The sequence below is a fragment of the Mycobacterium sp. TKK-01-0059 genome, from assembly GCF_000709305.1.
GTDB classification, from domain to species: Bacteria; Actinomycetota; Actinomycetes; order Mycobacteriales; family Mycobacteriaceae; genus Mycobacterium; species Mycobacterium intracellulare.
Genome location: NZ_KL446993.1, coordinates 2,679,284 through 2,705,692 on the forward strand (window position 1 = coordinate 2,679,284; position 26,409 = coordinate 2,705,692).

The following is a 26,409-nucleotide window of genomic DNA, read 5'->3' on the forward strand; positions in this document are numbered from 1 at the left end:
ACGGAAGATCGGGTTGCAACACGCCCGGGAAACCCTGTTCGGCCTGCTTCGAGGCGCCCTACGCGGCGGCGGACGGGCGCTTGCGTCGCTGGTCAGGGGCCCGCCTTCAATCCTGAGAGTTTCTTGAATTATCGAGACTCGAATGTAAGACTCGCCGGGGAAGAGAATGAAATTATCGTGACCGTCACCACATTAGGGGGTACGGAATGCCTGCCCAGGACACGGCAGAGCCCGCCGCTGGAGCCACAGCGACCATCGCGGATGCCGCGCCTGAGTCACACGCCGACCGCCGGCTGTTGATCGGTGGCCGCCTGGTCACCGCCGACAAGACTTTTCCGTCGATCAATCCCGCCACCGGTGCGGTCATCGGGCACGCTCCGGACGCCGGTGCCGGCGAGGCCCAAGCGGCGATCGCGGCGGCCCGGCATGCGTTCGACACCACCCGTTGGTCCACCGACGTCGAGTTGCGGATCCGCTGCCTCGACCAGCTGCACCGGGTGCTGGTCGAGCACGCCGACGAGTTGCGCGAGCTCACCATCGCCGAGGTCGGCGCCACGCGGGCGCTGACCCAGGGCGCTCAGCTCGACGAGCCGATCGGCATCGTGCGCTTCTACGCGGACCTGCTTCGCGGCTATGAGTTCTCCGACGACCTCGGCGAGAAAGAATCGCGGGGCATGCTCCACCACCGCTGGGTGGAGAAGGAAGCGGCCGGGGTGGTCGCGGCGATCATCGCCTACAACTACCCGAACCAGTTGGCGCTGGCGAAGCTGGCCCCGGCGCTCGCCGCCGGGTGCACCGTCGTCCTCAAGGGCGCGCCGGACACACCGTTGGTCACACTGGCGCTCGGCGAGCTGATCGCCGCACACACCGACATACCGGCCGGCGTGGTCAACGTGCTGAGCTCGTCGGGTCCCGAGGCGGGTGAGGCGTTGACCACCAGTCCCGACGTCGACGTCGTCACCTTCACAGGATCGACGGCGGTCGGGCGCAAGATCATGGCCGCGGCGAGCGAGACGGTCAAGCGCGTCTTCCTGGAATTGGGCGGCAAGTCGGCGGCCATCATCCTCGACGACGCCGACTTCACGAGCGCGGCCATGTTCGCGGCGTTCAGCATGGTGACCCACGCGGGGCAGGGGTGCGCGCTGACGTCGCGGCTGCTGGTGCCCCGGTCGCACCACGACGAGATCGTCGACTTGATCGCGCAGAACTTCGCCAAGGTGCGCCATGGTGACCCGGCCGATCCGAAAACCTTCATGGGGCCGTTGATCAACGAACGCCAGCGGGACAAGGTCGACGGCATGGTCCAGCGGGCGGTGGCCGCCGGCGCGACCCTGGTCACCGGCGGCAAGCGGTTGGATCCCGGCTACTTCTATGCACCGACGCTGCTCACCGACGTCGATCCCGACAGCGAGATCGCGCAGGAGGAGATCTTCGGGCCGGTGCTGGTCGTGATCGCATTCGACGATGACGACGACGCAGTGCGCATCGCCAACAACTCGATCTACGGGCTGGCGGGCGCCGTCTTCGGCGGCGACCAGGACCGGGCGCTCGCCGTGGCGCGCCGGATCCGGGCCGGTTCCTTCTCCATCAACGGCGGCAACTACTTCGGCGCGGACAGCCCGTTCGGGGGCTTCAAGCAGTCGGGGGTGGGTCGCGAGATGGGGGTTGCCGGGCTGGAGGAGTTCTTGGAGAGCAAGACGTTTGCGGTGCCGGCCGCGGGGGCCCGGGCATGAGGCCGCTGGAGGGGATCCGCGTCCTGGAAGTGGCCATGTACGGCTTCGTCCCTTCGGCCGGCGCCGTGCTCGCCGAGTGGGGCGCGGACGTGGTCAAGGTCGAGCACGCGGTGACGGGCGACCCCCAGCGCGGACTGCGCCAGACCGGCATGCTGCGCGTCGAGGGCGACCCGAACCCCAACATCGAGCACGCCAACCGGGGCAAGCGCAGCATCGGCCTGGACATGTCGGTGCCCGAGGGCAAGGAGGTGCTCTACGAGCTTGCCCGCCGCTCCGACGTCTTCCTGACCAGTTTTCTTCCCGCTCACCGGAAGAAGTTCGGCATCGACATCGAGGACATTCGTACGGTCAACCCGAAGATCGTCTACGCCCGCGGGAGCGCGCTCGGTCCGCGCGGCCCCGAGTCAGACAAGGGCGGCTACGACATGACCGCCTTCTGGTGCAGGGCCGGAACCGCCGCGACAATCACCCCGGCGGGGATGCCCGGCATGATCGCGCCCCCCGGCCCGGCCTACGGCGACACCATCTCCGGCACCAACCTCGCCGGCGGCATCGCGGCCGCGCTGCTCAAGCGGGAGCGCACCGGCGAAGCGTCCATCGTGGACGTGTCGCTGCTGGGCAGCGGCCTGTGGTCGATGGGACACACGGTCGCGCTGACGAAGCACCTGGGGCAGCGGATGGAAGCGCCTCCGCCGGGCGTGCACGGCGCCCCGAACAACCCATTGGTGGGCCTCTACACCACGTCCGACGAACGCTACATCTCGTTCGTGATGATGCAGCCCACCAAGTTCTGGGCCGACGTATGCCGGCATGTCGACCTGCCGGAGCTCGCCGACGATCCGCGCTTCGCCACGGTGGAAAACATCGCCGCCAATACGGCGGACGCGGTGGAAATCCTCACCAAGGCCATCGGCACCCGCACCCTTGCCGAGTGGAGCGAACGCTTTGTCACGCTTGCCGGTCCGTGGGCGCCCGTGCAGGACACCTTGCAGGCGGTCGACGACGCGCAGATCCGGGCGAACGACTACCTTGTTCATGCAGGCGAACTCGACCTGGTGGCCAACCCGGTACAGTTCGACGTCGCAGCGCCACAGACCGGGCCGGCCCCAGCATTCGCCGAGCAGACCGACGAGATTCTGATGGAGCTCGGGCTCGATTGGGACCGCATCATCGAACTCAAGACGGCCGGCGCCGTCACTTGAGTGCTATAGGGACGGAGCTGTGTGAAATGCCTGAGCCGCGCGCCGCTTGTCCTCCGATGGGCTGCCGGATAACGGTTTCGAGTTTTCGGTTCCACCGGGACGCGGCATGAGTCATAATCGCCGGACGCTTCGAGACGTGGGGCCCCTCGCTTCGAAGGTCCAACTCACGCGACAGGACGGAGGCGGGGCGTGAGGATCGTAGAGGTTGTCACGCCAGAGGTAGAGGCCGGAATGTGGCTGTCCGCTACGCATTTCGCGATCGAAGGCGTGAGTTCGTGGCGGTCGGATCGACCGACCTTCCAGCAGCCGGCGCAACGGAAAAGATTGAAGAATGAGACTGTCGGTCTGAAAAATGCTGGAAGGAGCTGAGATCGATGGCGATTAGGCGAGCCGGCCCGGAGCGATGGACGGGGGGCATCTCGTTGGGACGCGGCTCCAAACCGATGGAGGCGGTCGGCGGCCTATTTGCGATGTCGGCCGACGCGATCAAATTCGTCTTTCGCCGACCCTTTCAATGGCGCGAGTTCTTGGAGCAGTCGTGGTTCGTTGCGCGCGTTGCGATCGCACCGACGCTACTGGTTGCCATTCCGTTCACCGTGTTGGTCAGCTTCACCCTCAACATTCTGTTGCGGGAACTGGGTGCCGCGGATCTGTCCGGCGCCGGCGCCGCCTTTGGTGCGGTCACCCAAGTTGGTCCACTGGTAACGGTGTTGATCGTGGCGGGGGCGGGTTCCACGGCGATGTGTGCCGACTTGGGTTCGCGAACGATCCGGGAAGAGATCGATGCGATGGAGGTGCTGGGAATCAACCCGGTGCAACGACTGGTGACGCCTCGTATGCTCGCGGCTGGGCTGGTGGCCCTGCTGCTCAACAGCCTGGTCGTCATCATCGGGATTGTGGGCGGCTACGTTTTTTCGGTGTTCGTTCAAGACGTCAACCCGGGGGCGTTCGCCGCTGGCATCACCCTGCTAACCGGTGTTCCCGAGGTAATCATTTCTTGCGTCAAGGCAGCGCTTTTCGGCCTGATCGCCGGCTTGGTCGCGTGCTATCGCGGGCTGACGATCACAGGCGGCGGCGCCAAGGCCGTCGGCAACGCTGTCAATGAGACGGTCGTGTACGCGTTCATGTCGTTGTTCGTCGTGAACGTGGTCGTCACCGCGATCGGCATCCGAATGTCAGCCAAGGGTCACTGAGGAGGTGGAGACGCACGCCATGATGACGTTACGAGCCGCTTATCCGCGCTTGACGCGGCAAATCGAAAAGCCGGTCGGCACTCTCGGCCGCATCGGCGACCACACCCTCTTCTACGGCAAGGCGCTTGCCGGGGTCCCTTTCGCGGTGCGCCACTACCGGCGAGAGGTCATCCGCCTCATCGCCGAAATCAGCATGGGCGCGGGAACTTTGGCCATGATCGGCGGCACGCTAGTGATCGTCGGCTTCTTGACGCTGGCGGCGGGCGGCACGCTGGCAGTACAGGGTTACAGCTCGCTGGGCAATATCGGCATCGAGGCGCTGACCGGTTTCCTGGCCGCCTTCATCAACGTTCGAATCGCAGCGCCAATCGTCGCCGGAATCGGTCTGGCGGCGACCTTCGGTGCCGGTGTGACCGCGCAGCTCGGCGCGATGCGGATCAACGAAGAAATCGACGCGTTGGAATCCATGGCGATCCGGCCTATTTCGTATCTGGTCAGCACCAGGATCGCGGCAGGGATGATGGCGATCACACCGCTGTATTCCATCGCCGTCATCCTGTCCTTCCTCGCCAGCCAGTTCACGACCGTCGTCCTCTTCGGCCAATCGGGCGGCCTGTACCAGCATTACTTCACGACCTTCCTCAACCCGATCGACTTGTTGTGGTCGTTCCTGCAGGCCGTCCTGATGGCGATCACAATCTTGCTGATCCACACGTACTTCGGTTATTTTGCTTCGGGCGGTCCAGCCGGAGTCGGCGTCGCGACCGGGAACGCGGTACGGACGTCGCTGATCGTGGTCGTATCAGTAACACTGCTGGTGTCGCTGTCTATATACGGCTCCAACGGCAACTTCCACTTGTCCGGGTAGGAGGATGTGACTTGACGGAGCGTCCCGGGCCCGGCCCTACTCACCGCTCTGACACCAGCAGCAGCGCGAGATCAGTCGCGGCGCCGCCCCGCCGCCACTCGGGGGCGGTGTCTTACACGCGCCCCTTGGCGGGTTTGGCCACCATCGCCTTCGTCGGCCTGATCGTTGCCATCGCAATAGGCCTTTTTCAAGGCGACTTCACCAAAACCGTGCCGGTGACTGTGGTCTCGCCGCGGGCCGGCTTGGTGATGAATCCGGACGCGAAAGTAAAGATGCGCGGAGTGGAGGTGGGAAAGGTCGCTTCGATCGATGTGCGGCCTAATGGTCAAGCCGTTCTGCACCTCGCGATGCAACCCTCGCAAATGCATTTGATTCCGGCCAATGTGCTCGTCGACATCGCATCTACGACGGTGTTCGGCGCCAAGTTCGTCGAGCTGGTACCGCCCGCCGAACCCTCTCCGCGACCTCTGCGCTCCGGTCAGGTACTCGAGGCCGAACATGTGACGGTGGAAATCAACTCGGTTTTCGAGGAGCTGACATCGGTATTGTCCAAGATCGATCCCGCCAAACTCAACGAGACGCTGGGCGCGATCGCATCGGCGGTCAACGGTCGCGGCCAGAAGATCGGGCAGATGCTGTCCGACCTGGATGACTTTCTGGCCACCCAGGATCCGAGCCTCCCGGCGTTACGCCACGATCTCGCGGTATTACCTGAGGTGGCCAACGCCTATGCCGACGCGGCACCCGATCTAGTCAGGACGGCCCAGAATGCGACCCGGATCAGTCAGACGATCGTGGACGAGCGACGAAACTTGGATGCACTTCTGATCAGCACAATCGGTCTGGCCGATATCGGCAACGAGGTGGTGGGTGGCAACCGGCAGGCATTGACCGATGCTCTGCACGTGGCGGTGCCGACCACCGATCTGCTCAACGAATACCACCAAGCCCTGTGGTGCGGCCTGGGTGGGATGGCCGGAAATTTGCATGGCCCGGCGGCGCCGGACCCCGGTGCGACCGTAGATGTCGGTCTCGAGTTCGGCGCCGAACGTTACAGGTACCCGGTCAACCTGCCCAAGGTGGCAGCGACCGGCGGGCCGCAGTGCCACGACCTTCCGAACATGCCGGTCGATGTGGCCCCACCGTTCGTGGTCGCTGACATCGGTGCCAACCCCTGGCAGTACGGGAACCAACAGCTTCTGCTCAACTCCGACGCGCTCAAACAGCTGCTATACGGGCCCCTAGACGGGCCGCCGCGCAATTCTATGCAGATTGGGCAGCCCGGATGACCGGGTCACGCGCGATGATCGTCAAATTCGGGGCGTTCGCCGCCGTGATGATTCTGCTGACCGTGTTCTTGTTCTTCATTTTCGGCCAATACCGGACCGGTTCGACAAACGGGTATTCGGCGCTCTTCACCGATGCCTCGCGCCTCAAGCCCGGGGAAACAGTGCGGGTCGCGGGAATCCGCGTAGGTACGGTGAACAGCGTCGCGCTGCGCTCCGACAAAAAAGTCCTCGTGAAGTTCGACACCGATCGCAATGTCGTGCTAACCACTGGAACCCGTGCCGTGGTCCGATACCTCAACCTGGTTGGCGATCGCTACCTCGAACTCGTCGACGGTCCCGGTTCCACCAAGGTTCTGCAGGCCGGCGCGGAGATCCCGATAGACCGCACCGCACCAGCGCTCGACCTCGATCTGCTGCTCGGTGGACTCAAACCCGTCATCACGGGCCTCAACCCGCACGACGTCAACGAGCTCACCACGGCGCTGGTGCAAATCTTTCAAGGCGAGGGCGGCACGTTGCAGTCGCTGCTGTCGGAGACGTCGTCGTTCTCAAATACCCTGGCCGACAACAACCAAACCGTGCAGCAACTGATCGACAACCTCAAGACTGTAGTGGGCACGCTCGCCGACGACGGTGACAAGTTCTCCGGTGCACTGGATCGTCTGCAGCGGCTAATCAGCGGGTTTTCGCAAGACCGCAACACGATCGGCGCCGCTATCGACTCCCTTGACAAGGGCACGGCCTCGCTGGCGGATCTGCTGTCCAACGCGCGGCGGCCGCTGGCCGGCACGGTGGACCAGTTGAATCGGTTGGCTCCGCTGCTGGATCAGGACAAGGACCGAATCGATGTTGCGTTACAGCGGGCGCCCGCAAATTACCGCAAGCTGAACCGGCTCGGCGCATCCGGCAGCTGGATTCCCTATTACCTGTGTGAATTAAGCATGCGTGTCTCGGATCTCCAGTACCGGACCGTTGTGGTTCCCATTATGAAACAAGAAGCAGGAAGGTGCGCGGAGCCCACCGAAGAGGAGGTGCGCGCAACCCGATGAATAAGTACCGCGGAGCAGGCCTCATCCGCGCCGGGTTTATCGGCGCCGTCCTGGTGGTGCTCGTCATCGCCGTCGGACTAAATCCCGAGCAATTGATACAGCGGGCGACCATGGTCAGGTATGACGCAGTATTCAGCGAGGCGGGCGGCCTGGTCGCCGGTAACGACGTGATTGTTTCCGGGGTGAAGGTCGGGTCTGTTTCGAAAGTGGCCCTGCACCACGGCGACGCGTTGGTGACCTTCAACGTCAAAGGGACGGTTCAGCTCGGTTCGTACAGCACTGCGCACATCAGAACAGGTTCCCTACTGGGCCAGCGTGTCCTCGCCCTGGAATCAACCGGCAGCGGCACGATGCATCCTCGAGACGTCATCCCGATTTCCCGCACCTCCTCGCCGTATTCGTTGAGTGAGGCGATCAGCGACCTGGCCACCAACGTCGCCGGAACAGATACCGCAACGCTGAACCAATCACTCGACACCCTGTCCGCCACGCTCGACCAGATCGCCCCGCAGTTGGGACCGGCATTCGACGGGGTGACCCGCCTATCGCAAGCCCTCAACGGCCGCAACAAGGCACTCGGGGAGTTGCTCAAGGGAGCCGGTGACATCACCGGCATCCTTTCGCAACGCAGCGAACAGCTCAACACGCTCATCCTGAACGCCAACGATCTCCTCGGGGTCCTGGTGGCTCGGCGCCAGGAGATCGCCCAACTGCTGGCCAATACCTCGGCGGTGGCCACGCAGTTGAGGGGAGTCGTGCACGACAACGAGCAGAAGTTGGCGCCCACGCTGCAGAAGCTCAATGCGGTGACCGCGATGTTGGAGAAGAACCGTGACAACCTCGCCAAGGCGTTGCCGGGCCTGGCGAAGTATCAGCTCACGCAGGCCGAAACCGTGTCGGAGGGGTTCTACTACACCGCGTTCGTACCCAATTTGCTGTTATTCGAGCTCTTCCAGCCGTTCTTCGACTATTTCTGGGGATTCAAAGCTTACGGCACACCGGGGTATCCACCGGACACCGCCGGGCCGCGAGCGCTGTTCCCGTGGCCGTATAACGGCATCCCGGGAGGCTCGCGATGATCTCGCGCAACAGGCTCAAGGTCTGGCTGGCTGTCTTGTTGGCGGCGCTTACCGTCATCGGCGCCGGGGTGGCGATTCGCAATACGTTCTTCCGTCCAAAGACGATCACCGCATACTTCACGACTGCCACCGCGATCTATCCGGGCGACGACGTACGGGTCTCCGGCATCAAGGTGGGCAGCATCTCGGCCATCCACCCGGAAGGTACCCGGGCCAGGATAACCATGCACGTCGACCACGGCGTGCCCATTCCCGCGGACGCCAAAGCCGTGATCGTCGCTCAGAATTTGGTCGCTGCCCGCTACGTTCAGCTCACCCCGGCCTACCGGTCCAGCGGCGCCACCATGCGCGACGGCGCCATAATTCCCGTGGAACGGACCGCGGTACCGGTCGAGTGGGACGAGGTGAAGGACCAATTGATGCGGCTGGCAACCGATTTGGGACCCAACAGCCAGGTGTCGAGCAGCTCGGTCGGGCGCTTCATCGACAGTGCCGCCAACGCGCTGGGCGGCAACGGCGACAAGCTGCGCCAGACGCTGGCTCAACTCTCCGGCGTGGGGCGGATCCTAGCCGACCACAGCGGCAACATCGTCGACATCATCAAGAATCTGCAGACCTTCGTCACCGCGCTCCGCGACAGCAACCAACAACTCGTGCAGTTCAACAACCGGCTGGCCACGCTGAGCAGCGTGCTCGACGACAGCAGATCCGATTTGGACGCGGCGCTGACGAATCTGTCGTCGGCGCTCCCCGAGGTACAGCGGTTCATCGGGGAAACCCGTGACCAGACCTCCGAGCAGGTTGCGCGGTTGGCCGACCTCACCCAGATTCTGGTGGATAACAAAATGGCGTTGAAAAACGTCCTGCACGTCACGCCGAACGCTATCGCGAACGGCTACAACGACTACGAACCCGACACGGGAACCATCCGAGGCGGATTTACGCTGTCGAATCTGGCTAATCCCATAAACCTCTACTGTTCGTCAATCGGAGCGATCGAGAACGTCACCGCGACCGAGTCGGGCAAGCTGTGCGGTCTGTTTCTCGGCCCCGGGCTGCGGGTGGCCAACCCGTTGCTGTTGTTCAACTTCAACTACCTGCCGATCCCCCTCAACCCAATCATGGCGGCGTCGGCGGACCCGCAGAACATCGTCTACACCGAGGCGCGTCTGGCCCCCGGCGGCGCCGGCCCGAAGCCCGGTCCGCCCGAGCTGCCACCGGCGGTATCAGCGTATACGGGTCTGCCCGGCGATACCCCGGAGGCGCCTCCACCGCCACCCCCGCCAGCCCGGATCCCGGGAGCGGCAATGCCGGAGCCGCCAGCGCCAACGAGACCGGCGGAGCCGGCGCCTCCCGTGCCGGGCCTCCTTCCGGCGGAAGGGGCACAACCATGATCGGCCGAGGGCCGGCGCGGCGGATGTTCGCGCTCTGTTCGGTCGTCATGCTGGCCGTGACCGGGTGCGCGTTCAACGGCCTGAACTCACTGCCCCTGCCCGGCGCGGTCGGACGCGGGCCGGGTGCAAACACCTACCATGTCGAGATTGCGAATGTCGGCACGCTGGAATCGAATTCGCCGGTAATGATCGACGATGTCATCGTCGGCAGCATCAGCAAGATGACGGTGCGGGGCTGGCATGCCGATGTCGAGATCTCGGTCAACCCCGATGTCGTGGTGCCCGCGAATGTCGTGGCGAGCGTCGGCCAGACCAGCCTGCTGGGTTCCATGCATATGGAACTCAATCCGCCTCCCGGCCAGCCGGGTCGCGGACGGCTGCAACCGGGAGCCAGCATCCCGCTGAACCGCGCGTCGACGTATCCGTCGACGGAGCAGACGCTCTCATCGCTGTCCGTCGTCATCAATTCCGGCGGCCTGGGGCAGATCAGTGACATCATCCACAACTTCAACGCCGCCCTGTCGGGGCGGGGAGGCGCTGTTCGTGACGTACTGGTTCGCCTCGACAAGTTCGTTCGCACGTTCGACCAGCAGCGCGACGACCTCGTCGCGTCGTTACAGGCATTGAACCGGCTGGCCGGCACGTTTGCCGGACAACGCGACGCCATCACGCAGGCGCTGCGCAAGATTCCGCCCGCACTCGACGTGCTGATCAGCGAGAGGCCGCGCATCGTGACCGCTCTCGACAAGCTGCGCGTATTCAGCGACACTGCCGCCCGCCTGGTCAACGACGCGGGAGGCGACCTGGTGAAGAATCTGCAGAATCTCGAGCCGACGATCGGCGCGCTCGCGGACGTCGGGCCGGATCTGGATGCGGCCATCGCGTACGCGACCCTCTTCCCGTACACGCAGAACTTCGTCGACCGCGCCATCAGGGGCGACTACATCAACATGTTCGCCGTTATCGACTTTACGAACGCGAAGCTCCGCAAGAGCTTGCTACTGGGCACCCACTGGGGACGGTTGGGTGCAGAGGAAGTGCCGGCCCCCGGGGACCCGTATTATCTGCAGTACCAATACACGCCCGATCCGCTTCATCCTGGAGCGCCCGGGCCCGTGCCGCCGCCGGCCGGTTCTCCGCTCACGCCCATCGCTGGGCCCCAGCCGTCATACGGCGTGCAGTTTCCACTACCGCCGCCCGGCGCCCCGCTGCCGCCGCCGATCCCGCAGCGACCGGTGCCTCCGCTGCCGCCGGGACCGGGTGCGCCGCCGGGCCCACCGGAACCGGCGCCCGGGCCGCCGGCCATGGATGGGAGTGGCTGATGCTGACCCGGTTCGTCCGTATTCAGCTGGCGATCTTCACCATCGTGGGGGTTGTTGGCGTGATCGTAATGGCCTTCGCGTACCTGCAGGCGCCAGTGCTGTTGGGTGTAGGACGCATGACGGTCACGTTGGACCTGCCCGCTGGTGGCGGCCTCTACCGGTTCAGCAACGTCACCTACCGCGGCGTGCAGGTCGGCAAGGTCACCGCGGTCGCACTGACCCCGCGCGGAGCAACAGCGACGCTTTCCCTCGGGTCGTCGCCGAAGATCCCGGCGGATCTCCGGGCGGAGGTGCGCAGCATTTCCGCGGTGGGCGAGTATTACGTAGACCTGCGGCCACGGACCGATTCGCCCCCCTACTTGCACGACGGCTCGGTCATCGCCGCGGGCGACGCCACAATTCCGCAACCGATCGGCCCGTTGCTCGACAAGACCAGCGCATTGGTCAACAGCATCCCCAAAGGCAAGCTCGGGGCATTGCTCGACGAGTCGTTCAAGGCATTCAACGGAGCTGGCTACGACTTCCAATCACTGGTGGACTCGTCGGCCCGGATCTCCGGTGACCTCAACGCCGTCGCCGATCGCGCGCGAACGCTGACCGACGACACGGTGCCGCTTCTGGACTCGCAGGCGCAGACCACTGACGCCATCCGGCTGTGGGCGCGCAGCTTGGCCGGATTCACCGGGCAGGTGGTGACCAACGACCCACAGGTGCGTAGCCTGCTGGAAACCGGGCCTGGCGCAGCGGACGAGGCGTCCCGGCTGCTCGACCAGTTCAAACCGACGTTGCCGGTGCTGCTTGCCAACCTCACCACAGTCGGCCAGATCTTGGTGACCTATCACCCCTCACTCGAGCAAATACTGGTCTTGCTGCCGCCGTTTGTTGCCGCAATCGCATCCTTCACCGCCCCGAAAAGCCCGATCGGGTACGCCAAGGGTGATTTCGCCGTCGTCGTCGATGATCCGCCGGGATGCACGGTCGGGTTCCTGCCGCCCAGCGAATGGCGTTCTCCGGCCGACCTCACCATCGCCGACACCCCGGACGGCCTGTACTGCAAGCTGCCCCAGGATTCACCGATCGCCGTTCGCGGCGCGCGCAACTACCCGTGCATAGAACATCCGGGTAAGCGGGCGCCGACGGTTGAGATCTGCGACAGCGACAAGCCCTACGAACCGCTGGCGCTGCGGCAGCATGCTTTCGGCACCTATCCGCTGGACCCGAGCCTGGTCGCCCAGGGCATCGCGCCCGATGACCGGGTCAATTGGTCCCGCGACCGAATCTTCGGACCGGTGGAGGGGACGCCGCTGCCGCCGGGATCGCCTGGGCCGCGGGGAACACCACCAACGCCGCCGGGAGCGCCGGCACCGCCACCGGCAGTGCCGGTGGGGGTTCCTCCCATCGCGCCGGCCGACGTCCCGGATGGTGCGTCACCGCCCCCGCCCGGGCCCGGAAGCACGCGCCCGCAGGCGGCTCCAAGTGCGTTCGGTGGCAACGCGTCTGGATCCCATCCATCGGTGGCCATCGCCCAATACGATCCGCGTACCGGTCGATATGTCGGTGCGGACGGCCGACTATACCGGCAGTCGGACCTCGTCAAGCCGTCGGCACCGAAAAAATGGCAGGACATGCTTCCCACGTGAGGCCGATGGGCGCTCTACGGCGGCGTTGCTGGACACCGGTCCGTGGTTGCTAGACAAGGAGACTGGTTACGTTAGCTTGTCGAGCCGGAACGGCATCTCGACCACGAGCCACTTGTTGACGCGGCAGGCGCCGCTGGGCCCGATCGTCTTATCCTTGCCGGCCAGCGTTGGCGACCCAAGTTCGAAACCGCCGTTCGAGTCCACAGGAAAGAACGAGTACGTCTGCTGTCCCGGGTAGGAGCTGCCGTCGGGGCACGTCTCCCAGTTGGGCAGCTCGCGTTTGACCCACCACATTTCGCCGTCCAGCATATACATTCGTGCGCTCCAGCCCTGGTCGCTCGTCACCTGGCCTTCGCACTCCTGAACATCCGTGCACGTCGAGGTGATAGTCCAGGTGGATGTTACGGTCGGCTCGTCGTGAAACGCTTGGTTGGTCTTTGCCCACTGTCCGACCGACGTGGCGCGGTAGGTTCCATTGATGGCAATTCCCTCGGTGGACGCCCCAGCCGATGGCACGGTAACTGAACTGCCAATCACCAAGGCAGTCAAGAGTGTCGCGCTTGCGGTTGTGCCCCTTGAACGCATCATGTGCTCCTCGACGCGCTTGAGTTTTCGGCCATGCCTATTGTGCGGTTCTCCGCAGCGAAATCTCAGGTGAGACAGTAGCACCGTCCCGACGGTCATGCGACGGTTCCAGCGATTGCACGAGAAGCGAAATTTCATAAACTATCGAACTTGTCAATTAGCCAGCGACCTTTAACCTTTAACAGCGTTACCCGAACGCTGTTCGTCGTTTTCAGCGGCCCGGGCTTTTCTGTGCTTGATGTCTTTTGTTCGATGAACATCAGCACAATGGCCGAACTTTGTTGGAGCTTCGACACGGCGGCTCGGATCACGCGGGTAGTCGTCGTGATTTGTCCCCGCTGTGCCGCCGGCGCCACGATTTTCGCGGTGAACTGGTTGTAGTAGGACTGGTAATTGTCTGTGAGACGCCACTTGGCGTTTTCGAAATCGCGCGTCAGGTTGTCGGGCGAATACGACAGGAGCGCAACCGCACCGTCCGAAGCTGCCCTGATGGCCTCGTGCGCAGCCGCCTTGTCGGTTTGCCGGTCTGGGCGGTACTGAAAGTAGAATAAGCCGGCAGCGGACCCTATCGTCGATATCAGTAAGAGCATCAACACAATTGAACGCCACCTGCTCAGGCAACGCCGAATCCAGTGTCCGAACGAGCTGATCAGGCGACGAGGTGCCGGTAACGCGTCGGGTCGCGTTGCTTCGTCGTCGATCTTTGCATGGTGGACTGTCACGGCAAGAGGTCGGCTCTCGAGAGCTTGAACCGATCGCCGTCGCGCTGGATGGTCGCAATCACTCGCCACGACCGCGGCGGCGGTTTGCTCTTGTCGGGATTTACCACCTCAGCTTTCGCCGCGACCAGGACAGTCGCCGAGTCATCCGTCATCGACTCGACGGCCACAGCTTTCACGTCCACCTTTGTGCTGACCCTGGACTGCTCGACCGCCTTGACGAGGTCTTCTGCCTCGAGCAGCAACCCGGCCTTGAGAGGGCCCGTGGCGTCGTCGATGATGCGCTGCACATCGTCCCGGGCCTTGCCTGCATCAATCGACATCAGGAATACGACATCCTGCCGCGCTGCAGCCGCGAACTCTGCAGCGCGCTGCCGCTGAGCGACGGCGGTGCGATGATATTGCACCACATAACCGCTCGCTCCAAGCGCAGTGCAAATGAGTACCACCGCCGCACTCAGAGCCAGAGTCATCCGTCCTGGGCGGCGCAGCCACCGCCGCGGCAGCAATCGGGACCGAGGCAAGCCTGCCGCTGCGGACCGTTCCTCGCTGAGGCTGCCATCGACCGCCGCATCCTCGATGTCTCCGCCGTCCGCCATGTGGACAGCTTCCTCATTCCCAGCTAGGACACCGGCTTTTTCGCTCAGCCGTCTGGCGCGGACGCGGACCTCGTATGCCCGCGCTTCAGCCAGGGCGGCAGCTTCCTCTGCTTGCGCAACCGAAATCGGCGGTCCGGAACTCGTGGCTTCGCCGCACGCAGGCGAAGGGCCATCGCCCCCATCGGCATCAAGCGCCTCAGGCATACGCTCACGCGATGGCATGTCACCTCCCAGCAGCGGGCCCGCCATGCTGAAACCCATCTTCTCAGAACACGAGAGTTTTACTCTCAATTGTGAGAGAGTAATGCAGTGCGATTCGTCGCGGTAGCACTGGCCGCGTTGCTCGGGATGAGTCTGTTGACAGCGCCGCAGGCAGGCGCGGGTCCGACTGTTTGCGACTACCCAGACTGTACTCCCGGTATCACCCCGCACATGGTTCTGGGCGCCAACTGCGACAACACCACCTACTACGTTTTCGGGACCGCCGACTACGACGTCTCTTTCGCCACCCAGCCCGGACGACTGATGTTCTGCGGTTCACCGCGACGGTTTGAGCCCAGGTGGTTCCGGTCTCCGCCAATGGCTGGAGTCAAAGAGGAGAATTCCAGTTGCGCCCAGTGGCCGGAATACTATGTCGCGCAGGCGCCCGACGGTCTGTTCCTGGCCTGCGTAGCGCAGAACGGTCACTCTCGCTGGGTGCGTGGCGACACCTAGTGTCCTGGGTCGTTAATTCGTATGCAGTAATTGGCGACGGACTCCAGGATCTGGTCGGCGGTCTTCGTCCAGACGTAGGGCTTGGGGTTGTCGTTCCAGGTGTCGATCCAGGCACGGATGTCGGCGTTGAGTTGTGGCACCGAGGTGTGGGTGCTGCGGCGCAGTTTCTTGGTGGTCAGTTCGGCGAACCAGCGTTCGACGAGGTTCAACCACGATGAGCTGGTCGGGGTGAAGTGCAGGACGAACCGAGGATGGTTGGTCAGCCAGCGTTGCACCGCCGGCGTCTTGTGGGTGGAGGCGTTGTCGAGCACGACGTGGCAGTCCAGATCGTTGGGTACTTCTGCGTCGATTTTCTTGAGGAACGCCAGGAACTCCTGCGCGCGGTGACGCGAGTGCAGTGACCCGATCACCTTGCCGGTGGCCAGATCGAGCGCGGCGTAGAGACTGGAGGTGCCGTGGCGGACGTAGTCGTGGGTGGCCTGCGCGGGTGTGCCGGGCAGCATCGGGAACACCGGCGCGGTGCGGTTGAGCGCCTGGATCTGAGTTTTCTCATCCACACACAGGACCATCGCGCGCTCCGGCGGGTTCAGGTAGAGCCCGACGAGGTCACGGACCTTGGCCACGAACAGCGGATCCTTGGATAGCTTCCACGAATCCTGTTTGTGGGGAGCCAATCCGAACGCCCGCCAAACACGGGAGACCATCGACTGACTCAGTCCCAGGTGCTCGGCCATCGACCGCGTCGACCACTGCGTGGCATCCGGTGGCGTGGTCTCCAACGTCGCGGTGATCAACGCTTCGATCTGTTCGTCGCCGACCACTCGCGGCCGGCCCGGCCGCGGCTCGTCGAGCAGTCCGTCGCAGCGCTTCTCGGCGAATCTGCTGCGCCACTTACGAATCGTGCCGCGAGTCAACTCCAGCCGATCGGCCACCTCGACATTGCTGCCGCCATCGGCACACGCGAGCACGATCCGCGCACGCTGGGCCAAGCCGGCCGCGCTGTTGCGCCGACGCGCCCAGCCCTCCAGTTCGACACGTTCGTCACCGGTCAACACGATCCTGGCAGCATGCGGAGACGGCATTACCCATACTAACAAGAGGAACCGAATTAACGACTCACGACACTAGAAGCGGCTTCTAAGGTCCGCATCGGCGCCTTCACGCCGTATCGTCCGACTCGGTCGCGATGAGTCGGCGGATCGTACGCCTAAGCTGAGAACGCAAGTTACCGTCGCTGACGTCGGCGACCAAGGGATGTAGGACACCAACTGCGATGGCGCCCGACAGCATCGCCGCCGAGACTCGCGCGTCCTCGGCGGCGTTGTCGAGGAGCACGCGGTAGAGCCGCTGGATGAAATGCTGGAACGGTTCGTGCTCGGCCAGCAACCGTACGATCACGGGATCGAACTGCAGCGTGCTTGCGGCCCCGCGGCGCTCGACGGCGACGTCGATGACCCGGTCGAGCAGCACTTCCCGCGCCCTGCTTCGGTGGTGATCCGCCTCCGCGGCCTCCAGCGCCTCCTCGAGACCCCCGAGCTCGCGCTCCGTGAGCGCGATAATGATTTGCTCCTTGGTCTTGAACTGGTGGTAGACGGCGGCCTTGGTGACCCCGATGGCGTCGGCGATCATCTGCAGCGAGGTTCCACCCACGCCGTGCTCGCCGATGAGCTGCAGCGCGGCGTCGAGGATGCGCGTCTGCGCGGGACTGCGCGTGATGAACCGAAACCGGCTCCTGGTCTGCGGGGATACCACACCGGAAGCGTAGCCGATCGGCTATTGACCGCGGATAGCCGATCGGCTAGTTTTCCTGACTAGCCGAGCGCAGCCAGACGACCTGGCGCGCTGGAAGGAGTCACCGATGACCGACATCGGCGCCAACCAAACTCCGGACGTTCCGCGAAACGCGTTGCGGCGCATCGATGGTGAGCTGATCCTGCTGTGGACGTTGCCGGCGACGCTGATCATCTGGATCGCCGGCTTTGTCCTGTTTCCGGGTTTCCATCCGCCGATGTCACCCACCATGACGGCCGAGCAGGTCGCCGCGTTCTACCGCGATCCTGCCCACCTCCCGGAGATCCGGTACAGCATGATCGTGTTCAACTGGTTCGGCGTGTGCCTGGTGCCGATTCTGGCGCTGATCGTGCTGCAGATCCGCAGGATGGCGCATCGGACACCGATCTTCTCCTACGCGATGCTGGGCTGCGTGGCCGGCGGTCCCACTCTTTTCCTCATCGCGAACGTCTGCTGGCTGCTGGCCGCCTTCCGTACTGAACGCAGCCCCGAGTTGACCCAGTTGCTCAACGACTTCGCCTGGATAACTTTCACGATTCTCGTTCCGTTCCTGATCGGGCAAAGCGTGATTCTTGCCCTGGCAATCTATTTGGATGATCAGCCACGCCCTGTCTTCAAACGCTGGGTGGCCCACTTCAACGTTCTCGTGGCGGCCATGCTGATACCCGCGGCATTCGTCGGCGTGACCCTGACCGGCCCGCTGGCCTGGAACGGCTTCCTGTCCTTCTGGGTGAAGAACGTTGCCATTGCCGTCTGGATCGTCGTGATGGGCGTCGCTTTGGGCCGGGCCGTCTATCAGGAACGCGCCGAGAACGGCAGGCGCGGCGCGGAACTGGTCGACGCATGAGTTGCCCTGTGTCAAGCCGCTCCGGGTTGTGGTCGGTTGAGCAGTTGTTGGAGGGCTCGGTGGTGGGCTGGGTCGTAGGTGGTGTTGTCTTGCCAGCAGTGCCAGATGATGTAGAGCCAGGCGCGGGCGAGGATGCGGACGGCGTGGGGGTGGTCGTGTCCGCGGGCTCGGGCTCGGTTGTAGAGGTCGGCGGCCCAGGGGTTGGCGCGTCGGCTGTCACCGGCGAAATCGCAGACGGTGTCGCGGAGTTGTTTGTCTGCGGCCCAACGGAATCCCACGTGTTTGCCTTTTCCGGATTGGCGGGTGGAAGGGGCGACGCCTGCCAGGCAGGCCAACGATTCGGGCGTGGGGAATCGGGCGTGGCAGTCGCCGATCGCGACTATGCGGGCGGCGCGGAAGGTGCCCGAGCGGGGCAGGCTGGTGAAGATGTGGGCATCAGCGTGCGTGCTGAGTTGTTCGGCGATGCTGTCGTCGAGGGTTTTGATCTGGTCGTTCAATGTGGTCAGGGTCGCGACGTAGGCGGCGGTGATGGTGGTTCCGTTGAGGCCGGTGGCGCCGCGTGTGGCATTGGTGAGACGGCGGTGCAGTTCGCGGGGGTGCGTGCGGCCGCTGTAACGGACGCTGGCCAGCCAGTTGGCCCAGCGGGTGACCGACAGCCAGTCGGCACGCTCCTGGCAGTCGAAGCGGTTCAAGAAGGCCAGTTTGATCGGCGAGTCGATCTCTGCGAACAACCCGACGGCGCCGGGAAAGACGATCATCAGGTGGGCGCGCAGCTGGTGGTTGGCGACCGCGACGCGGTGAGCGACGAGGTCCTTGCGGCCTCGACAGGTTTGGCGCAAGGCGACGGTGGCTGGGCTATCGGGCAGCAGGGGACGCAGCCGTGCACGGTCGGTGCGCAAAGTGTCGGCCAGGACGAAGGCGTCGAAGCGGTCGTCTTTGTTTCCCGCCGATCCGTAGCGTCCGCGCAGGTTCTGGAGTTGATGGGGGCTGATGATCACCACGGTGATGCCGGCCTCGAGCAGGGCGGCCACAACCGGGCCGTCTGGGCGTTCGATAGCGACTTCACGGGCACCGGCTTGATCCAGCGTGGTGAGCATATCGCGGAGTCCAGCCGCGTCGTGACTGATCGCATTGCGGGTGGTTTCGCGGCCGCTGGCGTTGACGATCGACAGTGCGTGATCATCACGCGCCCAGTTGATTCCACACGTGAGCCCGTTGACGGGTTCCGGTGGCAGGGTATTTCGGGCAAACTTCATGACAGCCTCCTCGCTGCTAAGCCCAGTGGGGAGGCACCCTCGTGTGATACCGGGGCACGACTGCTCGTTCGCTCACCGTGCGGCGCTCAACGGCGCTTAGCCCTGTCGACGGTCGGCGTGCCCCGGGTAACCGCCGGCCCCCGCAGAACTCATGCTGGACGTCAACGGCGTCGAGCGAGCAGGGCGATGAACCAGCAGCCACCTCGGGTGCATCGACGATCCATCCAAGATCACCGACACACCGGATCGTGCGCCAGTCAACCCTCAGAACAGATCAACGACACACGGATGGTGCACCAATGAGCGCGGTGGTGACGCCGTCGTCGTCCGCGCCTACGCCGCCTTCGGGGCCACTGCATCACCGAATCGGTTGGCACCTGCGGCACGGCCCCAAGCGCGAGCTCTGGCTGGCCTGGGGGATACTCGTCGTCTTCTACAACCTCTTCTTCCCAATGTTTTTCATCGTGGCACAGGTTCAGCCACCGCCGCAGCCCACCTGGGACCTAGTGACGCAGGTGCACTGGTTTAACGAACGCCACCTCGCGATACCTGTCGGCTTTGGCATCATCTTCGCCATCGGCGGCATGATCGCGGTCAACAACGCCCTCATCGCGTATTCGATGCGGCGAATGTCGGTCAGTCCGGCGTTCGGGTATTCGTATCTGGTCATCTACTCGCTCAGTGCGATTCCCGGCCTGTACCTGCTCTGCATCGCGCTGATCGTCGGGACGCTGCGGGAAGACCGAGACCCCGAAGCGATCGGTTGGCTGTACGACTTCGCCTTCTTGTCTTTCGACGGGACCATGGGAGTTTTCCTGATCGGCTCGTTGATCTGGATGGCCGCGATCTTGCTCGACAAGAATCGGGTCTTCCCCAAGTGGTTCGGCTATCTCAACCTGTGCAACGCGCTCACCGAGGTCGTCGTGGCACCGTGCTGGATCTTCCGGCGTGGCGTGTTGGCGTGGAACGGTCAGATCGCCTGGTGGCTGGACATGGTCGTGTTCGGTGTCTATCAAGTCACTTTCATCGTCATGTTGTTTCGCATGATCCGGCGCGAGGACTTTGGTACCGGCCCTCTCCCGGAGTTCAAGCGGGAGGTTTCCCGGAAAACGGTGGCCGCGTGATGGCCGGGGTAGCCGAGAAGAGGGCACGCGCCAGGTCCGTTCCGGGCCAGCCAGACATGTGGGTTTTCGTCCTATTCGAAACGCTGGTCTTCACAGGGTATTTCGGCTTCTACCTGTTCTACCGCAGCCGAAGCCCGGAGCTTTTCCTGCACTCTCAGGCGCAGCTCGACCTGCGTATCGGGGTCTTCAACACGTTGGTTCTGTTGCTGAGCTCCTGGTCGGTGGCGCGGTGTGTTCAGTCGGCTAGGGCCGGCGCCTACCGCGCGGCAGTGCGCGACGTCTTCCTCGCGGCCGCGTTCGCCGCGGTGTTCCTCTGTTTCAAGGTGTTCGAGTGGGCCCGGTTGGTTCGCATGGGAAACGGCCTGGACAGCAACGACTTCTTCACCTACTACTTCTTCCTGACCGGAATCCATTTCGTGCACCTGCTGATCGGCTTCGTGGTGCTCGGTGTCATCGTCTACCAACTTCGAAGCCCGGCCCGGCGATCCCAGGAGCTGGTCGAGACATGCGCCACCTATTGGCACACCGTCGACTTCCTCTGGGTGCTCATCTTCGCGCTGCTGTACGTGGTGAGGTGAGAAGGTGATCGCGTTCAACAAACGGCTGTTGGTGGTGTGGCTGGTGCTGGCGTCGCTCACCCTGGGCTACCTGTTGATCGATCACTCGGTGGATGGGTCGTCCGGGCCGAGCGCGGTGGTCACGTCGAGCGTCATCGTGATCGCAGTCATCAAGGTGCGCATCATCTTTCGCGAGTTCATGGAAGTCAGGCAGGCGCCGGTCTTACTGTGCCGCCTGACGGACGCCTGGGTGATACTCATCGCGGTGAGTCTGCTGAGCTGCTACTTCGTGGGAACGATGATCCGCTAGCTCGCAACGCCGATGTCAAGGGCGTGTACGCCGCGCCGGCCCTTACCCCTTCGGTGTGAACGTGAGGTGGAGTTCGCTGAGGCCGCGCAGGATGTACGTCGGCTCGTAGGTGTACCGCCGGTCGCCGGCCGGCCCGTGTTTGACCTCGTTGATCTTGATGTCGCCCATTAGGTCCAGGATGCGTTCGATGGAGACGCGACCCTCCACCCGGGCCAGCGGTCCGCCCGGGCACGAGTGCACGCCGCGCGCGAACGCCATGTGCTCGCGGACGTTCTTGCGGCGGAGGTCGAACTCGTGCGGGTTGTCGAACCGGCGTGGATCGCGGTTGGCCGCGCCGGGCAACACCATGACGACGGTGCCGGCGGGGATGTCGACGCCGCCGACCGTGGTGGCCCTGCGGGCCAGCCGGGAGTCGCTTTTGACCGGGCTGTCCATCCGAAGTGATTCCTCGATGAACCCGGGAATGAGGCTGCGGTCGTCGCGCAGCTGTTGCTGGATGTCGGGCCGGTCGCCCATCACCTGGAGCGCGGCGCTGAGCAGCTTGGCTGTCGTTTCCTGCCCGGCGGCGAAAAGGAAGGTTGCGGAACGGACCACGTCGATGACGTCGGGTGTGGACGCGTCCGGGTATTTCGCCGTCGCGAGGGAGGTCAGCACGTCGTTGCGCGGCTCCCGCCGCCTGTCCTCGATGTAGGAGCAGAACTTGTCGTCGAGCCATTCCAGCGGGTTGACGCCGACGCTCTCATGGTCGAGGGCGCCCACGCGTGTGTCGGGGCGGTCGGCGCCCAACACCACGCGGAACTCCTTGTGGTCCTCCTCGGGGACGCCGAGCAGGTCGGCAATCACCAAGGTGGCGAACGGCTTTGAGTACTCGCTGATGAACTCGCACTCGCCGTTGACCAGAAACTCGTCGAGCTGGCGGTCGGCGAGGCGCCACATGAACTCCTCGTTCTGCTTGAGCCGGCTCGGGGTGAGCAGCTTGGCCAGCACCGATCGGGCCTTGGTGTGTTCCGGCGGATCCATGGTCACCATGTGCTCGTTCATCGGGAAGTAGCTGCGGTGGGCGTCGATCTGCGGGCTGATGTCGTCGCCCTCGGGCTCGAATGGCAGCGGGGGAAACGGGCCCCCGAGGCAGACGATGTTCGAGAACGTGTCGGGATCCTTATAGATTTCGGTCGCCTCGTCGTAGCCGGTGACGGCGACGACCCCATGGTGCGGCAGCCGCAGCACCGGGTTCTGGCTGCGCAGGTAGTCGAAGTAGGGGTGCGGATCGGGCACTAGCGATTGATCGGTGAAGAAGTCGATCGTGTCGAAGCTGGTCATGTCGTGCGTGCCTCCAAGAGCCGGCGTTGGCCGAATGCTGATTCAGCGGCGAGACTCTGCGCCGCCCCAGTCAGATGTCCGTTATCCATGAAGTGCTGAGCACTTGCTTAGCATGGCGGTAATGTCGGGGTCAAGGTCACTGGGGCGTGTCACGATACGATCCGTGTGGTCGGTACGGGCTTGGCGAGAGTATGGAGTGAACTGATGACATCGGCCCGCAGGATCGGGGCGCCGGACGCGAAGAATCGCGGCCTCCTGCTCGACGCGGCCGAGCAGCTGATGCTCGAGGAGGGCTATGCCTCCGTCACCTCGCGGCGGCTCGCCAGCCGGGCCGGGCTGAAACCCCAACTGGTGCACTACTACTTCCGCACCATGGACGAGCTCTTCCTCGAGGTGTTCCGCCGCCGCGCCGAAGAGGGGCTGCAGGCGCAGGCGCGGGCGCTGCAAAGCCCCCAACCGCTGTGGGCCTTGTGGAGATTCGGCACCGATCCCGGCTTCACCCGAATCTCGATGGAGTTCATGGCCTTGGCCAACCATCGCAAGGAGATGCGCGCCGAGATCGCGTACTACGCGGAACGCTTCCGCGAGGAGCAACGCCGGGTGGTGGCCGCCGCGCTGCGGCGTTACGGCGCCGAGAGCGAGGACGTGCCGCCGGTGGTGTGGACGGTCCTGATGACCAGCCTGTCGCGGTTCCTGGTCCTCGAGCAGGCGGTGGGCATATCCGGCGGGCACGCTGAAACCCTGGAGTTGGTCGAGACCTACCTGCGCCGGCTGGAAGGCGAACCGCAGCCCGTGGCTGGGGTACCGCCCACCTGGGTGGTTCACCAGGTGCGCAGCGAACAGAGCGCGCCCTTGGGGCCGATCTTGGAGACCACGACCTTGCCGTCCACCGACAGGTCGCATTGAATGCCGCCCTGTGCCATGGGTTCGCGGCCGGTAGTGACGGTGACCATCGCCCATTGATCGGGGTTCAACAGGTTCACCGGTTGAACCCACGGCTTATCCGGGCCGACGTCGGCGTGGACCTGCGGGGTGAAGGCATACGGGTTGTGGCTGTAGTCGGAGAAGAGTGTCGGGTCCTGGTCCTGGTAGAAGATGTCGACGTAGGCCGGGCTCGTGGACGATACGATGTACACGACCTGATGCCAGACCGGGTCGGCCTGTGCGCGCCCGGTGTTGACCAGCAGGCCCGTCAGCGCCATCAAGATCGCCGCGCCAGCGCCCAACAGTTTCAACGCGGTGCTTGTCATGTCGCTCCTTCGGCTGCCGGGCGCCGACTGGCGGTGCGGTTCATGACCCGCTCTGCGGCCCGCCAGTGTGCATCGGCAACCCACAGCCGCGCAAAGGATGCTATCGCTTCGTCCGCAGAAATGCCGCTGATTGCCCGCTTTATCTCGGTCGCCGGGTGGCGGGCCAGCGACCTCGCGATGGATTGCCAACCCTCGTCGAACGAGGCGCGGGGGAACACCCGGTCCACCAAGCCGACTCGCTCGGCCTCGGCGGCGGTGAGGGCGGTTCCGGTACCGGCCAACAACAGCGCCCGGCTCTTTCCGACGAGCTCGGCCAGCCGCTCGGCGCCGCCCCAGGCCGGCATGATCGCGAGCTCCACCTGATTGAAGGCGATCTTGATGTCGTCGGCCGCCAGCCGGATGTCGGCAGCAACGGCGACTTCGGCGCCACCGCCGAAGGCATGGCCGTTCAGCGCGGCGATCACTGGAGCCGGAAAGCTGGCAAGCTGATCGCAGATCGCCCGCATCCGCTTGGCCATCGCCGCCGCGTCCTCTTCGGTGCGCAGCGCGCGCAGCTCCTTGAGGTCGCCGCCGGATACGAAAGCCCGGTCTCCCGCGCCCTTGATCACGAGGGTCTTGGCGCCCCCCGCCGCATCGAGCGCCTTCTCCAGCTGCTGCATGGTGTCCAGCGCGATTGCGTTGCGCGCGTGCGGGCGGTCGATGGTGAGCACCGCGAGCCCGCCATCGATCTCTAGGTCCACCATGCGTTATCGCTCCAGTGAAAAAGACTGCGGATCACCGATATTGGCATTCTCTTTCGGGGAGAATAACATCGTCGCAGCAGGTCCAGAAGTTTGTCACCGAGATCGAGGTGCCAGGGTGCATAACCGAATCGTGGTGGTAGCCGCCGCGGCGCTTGTCGTCGGGGGCCTTGACGCCTGTAGCCTCAAGCCGCAAAGCGCGGTCTCTAGCACGGCGTCGGTGACCGTCAACGGCTACGACACGAACTTCCGTCTAATCAAATGCAGCCAGTTGGAATGGTACCGGACCATCGATATCGGCGGCGATTTCGCCGGAGCCAAGGTTGTCATCGATCAACGAGCACAGCCACTAACCGCCGAGTCGGTGCACATTCAAAATCTACGGGGCTTCACCGGCATGTACTCCGCGCATGACGGGAACGGCGCGGTCACGAACCTGAGCGGCGACAGGTTTACCATCACCGGCACCGCCACCGGCTATAAGTCCGACAAACCCACCGAACCCGCTACCGCGACGTTCAAGATCGTCGCAACCTGCTGAGAGTGCCGGCCAGAACCTCCAAAGGAGGGGCGCGTTGCGATTCGACGCTCGTAGAGAATAGTATTCTCGTAAATCAAGAAGGAGGATTCCATGGGCCAGTTGTCGCATCGTGAAGACGTCCCGTTTCCGATCTTTGACGCGGATAACCATCTCTACGAGCCGCCGGAGGCGCTGACCAAGTTCCTGCCCAAGGCATACAAGGACTACGTCCAGTACGTGCAGGTCAACGGGCGCACCAAGATTGCGATCCGGGGCCACATCAGCAACTACATCCCCAATCCCACGTTCGAGGTGGTCGCCCGGCCGGGCGCGTGGGAGGAGTACTTCAAGTACGGCAACCCGGACGGCAAGAGCAAGCGCGAGCTGTTCGGTGAGCCGATGCGCGCGATCCCGGCGTTCTTCGAGCCCGGCCCGCGCCTGGAGAAGATGAACGAGCTGGGACTGGACCGCACCCTGATGTTTCCGACGCTGGCCAGCCTGCTCGAGGAGCGGCTGCGCGACGACCCGGTGGCCATCCACGTCCTGATCCACGCGCTGAACGAGTGGCTCGACGAGGTCTGGGGCTTCAACTACCAGAACCGGATCTTCACCACCCCGGTCATCACCCTGCCGATCGTGGAGAAGGCGATCGAGGAGCTGGAGTGGGCGGTCAAGCGCGGCGCGCGCTGCATCCTGATCCGCCCGGCCCCCGTCCCCGGCTTCCGCGGCCCGCGGTCGTTCGCGGTGCCCGAGTTCGACCCGTTCTGGGAGCGGGTCGTCGAGCACGACGTGCTGGTCGGCATGCACTCGTCCGACAGCGGCTACTCCCGGTACACCTCCGAGTGGGACGGTGCCGAGCAGGAGATGCTGCCGTTCCAGACCAACGCGATGGGCATCCTCAACGAGTGGCGGCCCATCCAGGACGCGGTGGGCTCGTGGGTGATCCACGGCGCGCTGTACCGCCACCCCAAGCTGAAGGTCGCGATCGTCGAGGCCGGGTCGAAGTGGATGACCCCGTTGCTGGACGGCCTGGCCGAGGTCTTCCGGAAGGCCCCGGAAGTCTTCCCGAGCGACCCCGTCGAGATGGTCAAGAGCCGCATTCACGTCAGCCCGTTCTTCGAGGACGGCATCGACGATCTGGTCAACCTCGTCGGCGTGGACCGGGTGCTGTACGGCTCGGACTGGCCGCACCCCGAAGGGCTGGCCGAGCCGACGTTCTACGTCAACGCGCTGTCGCACCTGTCGGTCGACGACCAGGCGAAGATCATGGGCGGCAACCTCGGCCGGCTCGTCACGGTGTGACGGGAT

At 64.3% G+C, this 26,409-nt stretch carries 27 protein-coding genes; 18 read left to right on the forward strand and 9 right to left on the reverse strand.

What is annotated here, in order from left to right; translation table 11 throughout:
• The first annotated feature begins 206 nt into the window (after nucleotides 1–206).
• The 10 genes from K883_RS13045 to K883_RS13090 all read left to right on the forward strand — a co-directional run bounded on the left by K883_RS13045 (nucleotide 207) and on the right by K883_RS13090 (nucleotide 12,769).
• Nucleotides 207–1,733 carry an aldehyde dehydrogenase family protein gene (locus tag K883_RS13045; protein WP_020821648.1) on the forward strand — a complete coding sequence of 509 codons (1,527 nt, stop codon included), beginning with the start codon at nucleotides 207–209 and terminating at the stop codon, nucleotides 1,731–1,733.
• Complete coding sequence (locus tag K883_RS13050) at nucleotides 1,730–2,935, forward strand: CaiB/BaiF CoA transferase family protein (RefSeq protein WP_007168625.1); 1,206 nt, start codon at nucleotides 1,730–1,732, stop codon at nucleotides 2,933–2,935. The genes K883_RS13045 and K883_RS13050 overlap by 4 nt, the downstream gene beginning before the upstream one ends.
• A gap of 443 nt (nucleotides 2,936–3,378) precedes the next feature.
• Entirely contained in the window at nucleotides 3,379–4,128 is a 750-nt protein-coding gene (locus tag K883_RS13055; RefSeq protein ID WP_007168627.1) for an MlaE family ABC transporter permease, read from the forward strand.
• A 22-nt stretch (nucleotides 4,129–4,150) separates the two neighbouring features.
• The gene (locus K883_RS13060) at nucleotides 4,151–4,996 is read left to right on the forward strand and encodes an MlaE family ABC transporter permease (RefSeq protein ID WP_081656367.1); all 846 of its coding nucleotides are present in this window, start codon (nucleotides 4,151–4,153) and stop codon (nucleotides 4,994–4,996) included.
• 107 nt (nucleotides 4,997–5,103) lie between these two features.
• Nucleotides 5,104–6,285: an MCE family protein gene (locus tag K883_RS13065; RefSeq protein WP_308192951.1), complete on the forward strand. Its 1,182-nt coding sequence runs from the start codon at nucleotides 5,104–5,106 to the stop codon at nucleotides 6,283–6,285.
• Nucleotides 6,282–7,334, forward strand: coding sequence for an MCE family protein (locus K883_RS13070; RefSeq protein WP_007168630.1), 1,053 nt, complete (start codon nucleotides 6,282–6,284; stop codon nucleotides 7,332–7,334). Before K883_RS13065 ends, K883_RS13070 begins: the two co-directional genes overlap by 4 nt.
• The gene (locus K883_RS13075) at nucleotides 7,331–8,413 is read left to right on the forward strand and encodes an MCE family protein (protein WP_007168631.1); all 1,083 of its coding nucleotides are present in this window, start codon (nucleotides 7,331–7,333) and stop codon (nucleotides 8,411–8,413) included. Before K883_RS13070 ends, K883_RS13075 begins: the two co-directional genes overlap by 4 nt.
• Nucleotides 8,410–9,807 (forward strand): MCE family protein, encoded by a 1,398-nt coding sequence (locus K883_RS13080; RefSeq protein WP_007168632.1) that lies wholly within the window; start codon nucleotides 8,410–8,412, stop codon nucleotides 9,805–9,807. The genes K883_RS13075 and K883_RS13080 overlap by 4 nt, the downstream gene beginning before the upstream one ends.
• Complete coding sequence (locus K883_RS13085; protein ID WP_007168633.1) at nucleotides 9,804–11,129, forward strand: MCE family protein; 1,326 nt, start codon at nucleotides 9,804–9,806, stop codon at nucleotides 11,127–11,129. The genes K883_RS13080 and K883_RS13085 overlap by 4 nt, the downstream gene beginning before the upstream one ends.
• The gene (locus tag K883_RS13090) at nucleotides 11,129–12,769 is read left to right on the forward strand and encodes an MCE family protein (protein WP_020821652.1); all 1,641 of its coding nucleotides are present in this window, start codon (nucleotides 11,129–11,131) and stop codon (nucleotides 12,767–12,769) included. Before K883_RS13085 ends, K883_RS13090 begins: the two co-directional genes overlap by 1 nt.
• A 66-nt stretch (nucleotides 12,770–12,835) precedes the next feature.
• Here K883_RS13090 and K883_RS13095 read toward each other — a convergent pair whose 3' ends face one another.
• The 3 genes from K883_RS13095 to K883_RS13105 form a co-directional block, all read right to left on the reverse strand.
• The gene (locus tag K883_RS13095; protein ID WP_036455474.1) at nucleotides 12,836–13,354 is read right to left on the reverse strand and encodes an Rv2253/PknI dimerization domain-containing protein; all 519 of its coding nucleotides are present in this window, start codon (nucleotides 13,352–13,354) and stop codon (nucleotides 12,836–12,838) included.
• A gap of 134 nt (nucleotides 13,355–13,488) precedes the next feature.
• Complete coding sequence (locus K883_RS13100; protein ID WP_231504830.1) at nucleotides 13,489–13,944, reverse strand: twin-arginine translocation pathway signal; 456 nt, start codon at nucleotides 13,942–13,944, stop codon at nucleotides 13,489–13,491.
• Between the two features lie 128 nt (nucleotides 13,945–14,072).
• Nucleotides 14,073–14,933: a hypothetical protein gene (locus tag K883_RS13105; protein ID WP_231504831.1), complete on the reverse strand. Its 861-nt coding sequence runs from the start codon at nucleotides 14,931–14,933 to the stop codon at nucleotides 14,073–14,075.
• 87 nt (nucleotides 14,934–15,020) lie between these two features.
• Here K883_RS13105 and K883_RS28260 point away from each other — a divergent pair, with 87 nt between their 5' ends.
• Nucleotides 15,021–15,386, forward strand: a complete 366-nt coding sequence (locus K883_RS28260; RefSeq protein ID WP_036454650.1) for a hypothetical protein — start codon at nucleotides 15,021–15,023, stop codon at nucleotides 15,384–15,386.
• Here K883_RS28260 and K883_RS13115 read toward each other — a convergent pair.
• Nucleotides 15,383–16,468 carry an IS630 family transposase gene (locus K883_RS13115; RefSeq protein WP_007168639.1) on the reverse strand — a complete coding sequence of 362 codons (1,086 nt, stop codon included), beginning with the start codon at nucleotides 16,466–16,468 and terminating at the stop codon, nucleotides 15,383–15,385. The two genes, K883_RS28260 and K883_RS13115, sit on opposite strands and share 4 nt — an antisense overlap.
• Nucleotides 16,469–16,544: 76 nt before the next feature.
• Nucleotides 16,545–17,138, reverse strand: coding sequence for a TetR/AcrR family transcriptional regulator (locus K883_RS13120; protein WP_007168640.1), 594 nt, complete (start codon nucleotides 17,136–17,138; stop codon nucleotides 16,545–16,547).
• A gap of 106 nt (nucleotides 17,139–17,244) precedes the next feature.
• Here K883_RS13120 and K883_RS13125 point away from each other — a divergent pair, with 106 nt between their 5' ends.
• A complete protein-coding gene (locus tag K883_RS13125) occupies nucleotides 17,245–18,024 on the forward strand; it encodes a hypothetical protein (protein ID WP_007168641.1) in 780 nt (259 codons plus the stop codon).
• A gap of 11 nt (nucleotides 18,025–18,035) precedes the next feature.
• On the opposite strand, the gene K883_RS13130 is transcribed toward K883_RS13125, so the two are convergent.
• Nucleotides 18,036–19,280: an IS110 family RNA-guided transposase gene (locus tag K883_RS13130; protein ID WP_007168642.1), complete on the reverse strand. Its 1,245-nt coding sequence runs from the start codon at nucleotides 19,278–19,280 to the stop codon at nucleotides 18,036–18,038.
• A 299-nt stretch (nucleotides 19,281–19,579) separates the two neighbouring features.
• Here K883_RS13130 and K883_RS13135 point away from each other — a divergent pair, with 299 nt between their 5' ends.
• From K883_RS13135 to K883_RS13145, 3 genes are read left to right on the forward strand one after another with little or no spacing between them, the layout of a single operon-like run.
• Nucleotides 19,580–20,404, forward strand: a complete 825-nt coding sequence (locus tag K883_RS13135) for a hypothetical protein (protein ID WP_007168644.1) — start codon at nucleotides 19,580–19,582, stop codon at nucleotides 20,402–20,404.
• Entirely contained in the window at nucleotides 20,404–20,982 is a 579-nt protein-coding gene (locus tag K883_RS13140; RefSeq protein WP_036454654.1) for a cytochrome c oxidase subunit 3 family protein, read from the forward strand. The genes K883_RS13135 and K883_RS13140 overlap by 1 nt, the downstream gene beginning before the upstream one ends.
• Nucleotides 20,983–20,989: 7 nt before the next feature.
• On the forward strand, nucleotides 20,990–21,271 hold the full coding sequence (locus K883_RS13145) for a cytochrome C oxidase subunit IV family protein (protein ID WP_036455485.1): 282 nt from the start codon (nucleotides 20,990–20,992) through the stop codon (nucleotides 21,269–21,271).
• A gap of 42 nt (nucleotides 21,272–21,313) precedes the next feature.
• Here K883_RS13145 and K883_RS13150 read toward each other — a convergent pair whose 3' ends face one another.
• Nucleotides 21,314–22,591, reverse strand: a complete 1,278-nt coding sequence (locus K883_RS13150; protein ID WP_007168647.1) for a cytochrome P450 — start codon at nucleotides 22,589–22,591, stop codon at nucleotides 21,314–21,316.
• Between the two features lie 204 nt (nucleotides 22,592–22,795).
• On the opposite strand from K883_RS13150, the gene K883_RS13155 reads away from it, so the two are divergent.
• Entirely contained in the window at nucleotides 22,796–23,497 is a 702-nt protein-coding gene (locus tag K883_RS13155) for a TetR/AcrR family transcriptional regulator (RefSeq protein WP_020821659.1), read from the forward strand.
• Here the strand turns inward: K883_RS13155 and K883_RS13160 are convergent.
• Nucleotides 23,413–23,841 carry a hypothetical protein gene (locus tag K883_RS13160; protein ID WP_007168649.1) on the reverse strand — a complete coding sequence of 143 codons (429 nt, stop codon included), beginning with the start codon at nucleotides 23,839–23,841 and terminating at the stop codon, nucleotides 23,413–23,415. The two genes, K883_RS13155 and K883_RS13160, sit on opposite strands and share 85 nt — an antisense overlap.
• The gene (locus tag K883_RS13165) at nucleotides 23,838–24,584 is read right to left on the reverse strand and encodes an enoyl-CoA hydratase/isomerase family protein (RefSeq protein ID WP_007168650.1); all 747 of its coding nucleotides are present in this window, start codon (nucleotides 24,582–24,584) and stop codon (nucleotides 23,838–23,840) included. Before K883_RS13165 ends, K883_RS13160 begins: the two co-directional genes overlap by 4 nt.
• A gap of 115 nt (nucleotides 24,585–24,699) precedes the next feature.
• Between K883_RS13165 and K883_RS13170 the strand changes: the two genes are divergently transcribed.
• Together K883_RS13170 and K883_RS13175 are read left to right on the forward strand one after the other, a co-directional pair.
• The gene (locus K883_RS13170; RefSeq protein WP_036454657.1) at nucleotides 24,700–25,122 is read left to right on the forward strand and encodes a lipoprotein LpqH; all 423 of its coding nucleotides are present in this window, start codon (nucleotides 24,700–24,702) and stop codon (nucleotides 25,120–25,122) included.
• A 90-nt stretch (nucleotides 25,123–25,212) separates the two neighbouring features.
• Nucleotides 25,213–26,403 (forward strand): amidohydrolase family protein, encoded by a 1,191-nt coding sequence (locus K883_RS13175; protein WP_007168652.1) that lies wholly within the window; start codon nucleotides 25,213–25,215, stop codon nucleotides 26,401–26,403.
• Nucleotides 26,404–26,409 lie beyond the last annotated feature (6 nt).

What these genes read in the sequence shown, in the direction of transcription:
- K883_RS13130 (WP_007168642.1), bottom strand. Translation starts at nt 19,280, where the DNA reads ATGAAGTTTGCCCGAAATACCCTGCCACCGGAACCCGTCAACGGGCTC.
- K883_RS13070 (WP_007168630.1), top strand. Translation starts at nt 6,282, where the DNA reads ATGACCGGGTCACGCGCGATGATCGTCAAATTCGGGGCGTTCGCCGCC.
- K883_RS13115 (WP_007168639.1), bottom strand. Translation starts at nt 16,468, where the DNA reads ATGCCGTCTCCGCATGCTGCCAGGATCGTGTTGACCGGTGACGAACGT.
- K883_RS28260 (WP_036454650.1), top strand. Translation starts at nt 15,021, where the DNA reads ATGAGTCTGTTGACAGCGCCGCAGGCAGGCGCGGGTCCGACTGTTTGC.
- K883_RS13060 (WP_081656367.1), top strand. Translation starts at nt 4,151, where the DNA reads ATGACGTTACGAGCCGCTTATCCGCGCTTGACGCGGCAAATCGAAAAG.
- K883_RS13150 (WP_007168647.1), bottom strand. Translation starts at nt 22,591, where the DNA reads ATGACCAGCTTCGACACGATCGACTTCTTCACCGATCAATCGCTAGTG.
- K883_RS13160 (WP_007168649.1), bottom strand. Translation starts at nt 23,841, where the DNA reads ATGACAAGCACCGCGTTGAAACTGTTGGGCGCTGGCGCGGCGATCTTG.
- K883_RS13095 (WP_036455474.1), bottom strand. Translation starts at nt 13,354, where the DNA reads ATGCGTTCAAGGGGCACAACCGCAAGCGCGACACTCTTGACTGCCTTG.
- K883_RS13050 (WP_007168625.1), top strand. Translation starts at nt 1,730, where the DNA reads ATGAGGCCGCTGGAGGGGATCCGCGTCCTGGAAGTGGCCATGTACGGC.
- K883_RS13105 (WP_231504831.1), bottom strand. Translation starts at nt 14,933, where the DNA reads ATGGGTTTCAGCATGGCGGGCCCGCTGCTGGGAGGTGACATGCCATCG.
- K883_RS13100 (WP_231504830.1), bottom strand. Translation starts at nt 13,944, where the DNA reads ATGCTCTTACTGATATCGACGATAGGGTCCGCTGCCGGCTTATTCTAC.
- K883_RS13175 (WP_007168652.1), top strand. Translation starts at nt 25,213, where the DNA reads ATGGGCCAGTTGTCGCATCGTGAAGACGTCCCGTTTCCGATCTTTGAC.
- K883_RS13165 (WP_007168650.1), bottom strand. Translation starts at nt 24,584, where the DNA reads ATGGTGGACCTAGAGATCGATGGCGGGCTCGCGGTGCTCACCATCGAC.
- K883_RS13055 (WP_007168627.1), top strand. Translation starts at nt 3,379, where the DNA reads ATGGAGGCGGTCGGCGGCCTATTTGCGATGTCGGCCGACGCGATCAAA.
- K883_RS13075 (WP_007168631.1), top strand. Translation starts at nt 7,331, where the DNA reads ATGAATAAGTACCGCGGAGCAGGCCTCATCCGCGCCGGGTTTATCGGC.
- K883_RS13140 (WP_036454654.1), top strand. Translation starts at nt 20,404, where the DNA reads ATGGCCGGGGTAGCCGAGAAGAGGGCACGCGCCAGGTCCGTTCCGGGC.
- K883_RS13090 (WP_020821652.1), top strand. Translation starts at nt 11,129, where the DNA reads ATGCTGACCCGGTTCGTCCGTATTCAGCTGGCGATCTTCACCATCGTG.
- K883_RS13085 (WP_007168633.1), top strand. Translation starts at nt 9,804, where the DNA reads ATGATCGGCCGAGGGCCGGCGCGGCGGATGTTCGCGCTCTGTTCGGTC.
- K883_RS13045 (WP_020821648.1), top strand. Translation starts at nt 207, where the DNA reads ATGCCTGCCCAGGACACGGCAGAGCCCGCCGCTGGAGCCACAGCGACC.
- K883_RS13155 (WP_020821659.1), top strand. Translation starts at nt 22,796, where the DNA reads ATGACATCGGCCCGCAGGATCGGGGCGCCGGACGCGAAGAATCGCGGC.
- K883_RS13135 (WP_007168644.1), top strand. Translation starts at nt 19,580, where the DNA reads ATGAGCGCGGTGGTGACGCCGTCGTCGTCCGCGCCTACGCCGCCTTCG.
- K883_RS13080 (WP_007168632.1), top strand. Translation starts at nt 8,410, where the DNA reads ATGATCTCGCGCAACAGGCTCAAGGTCTGGCTGGCTGTCTTGTTGGCG.
- K883_RS13125 (WP_007168641.1), top strand. Translation starts at nt 17,245, where the DNA reads ATGACCGACATCGGCGCCAACCAAACTCCGGACGTTCCGCGAAACGCG.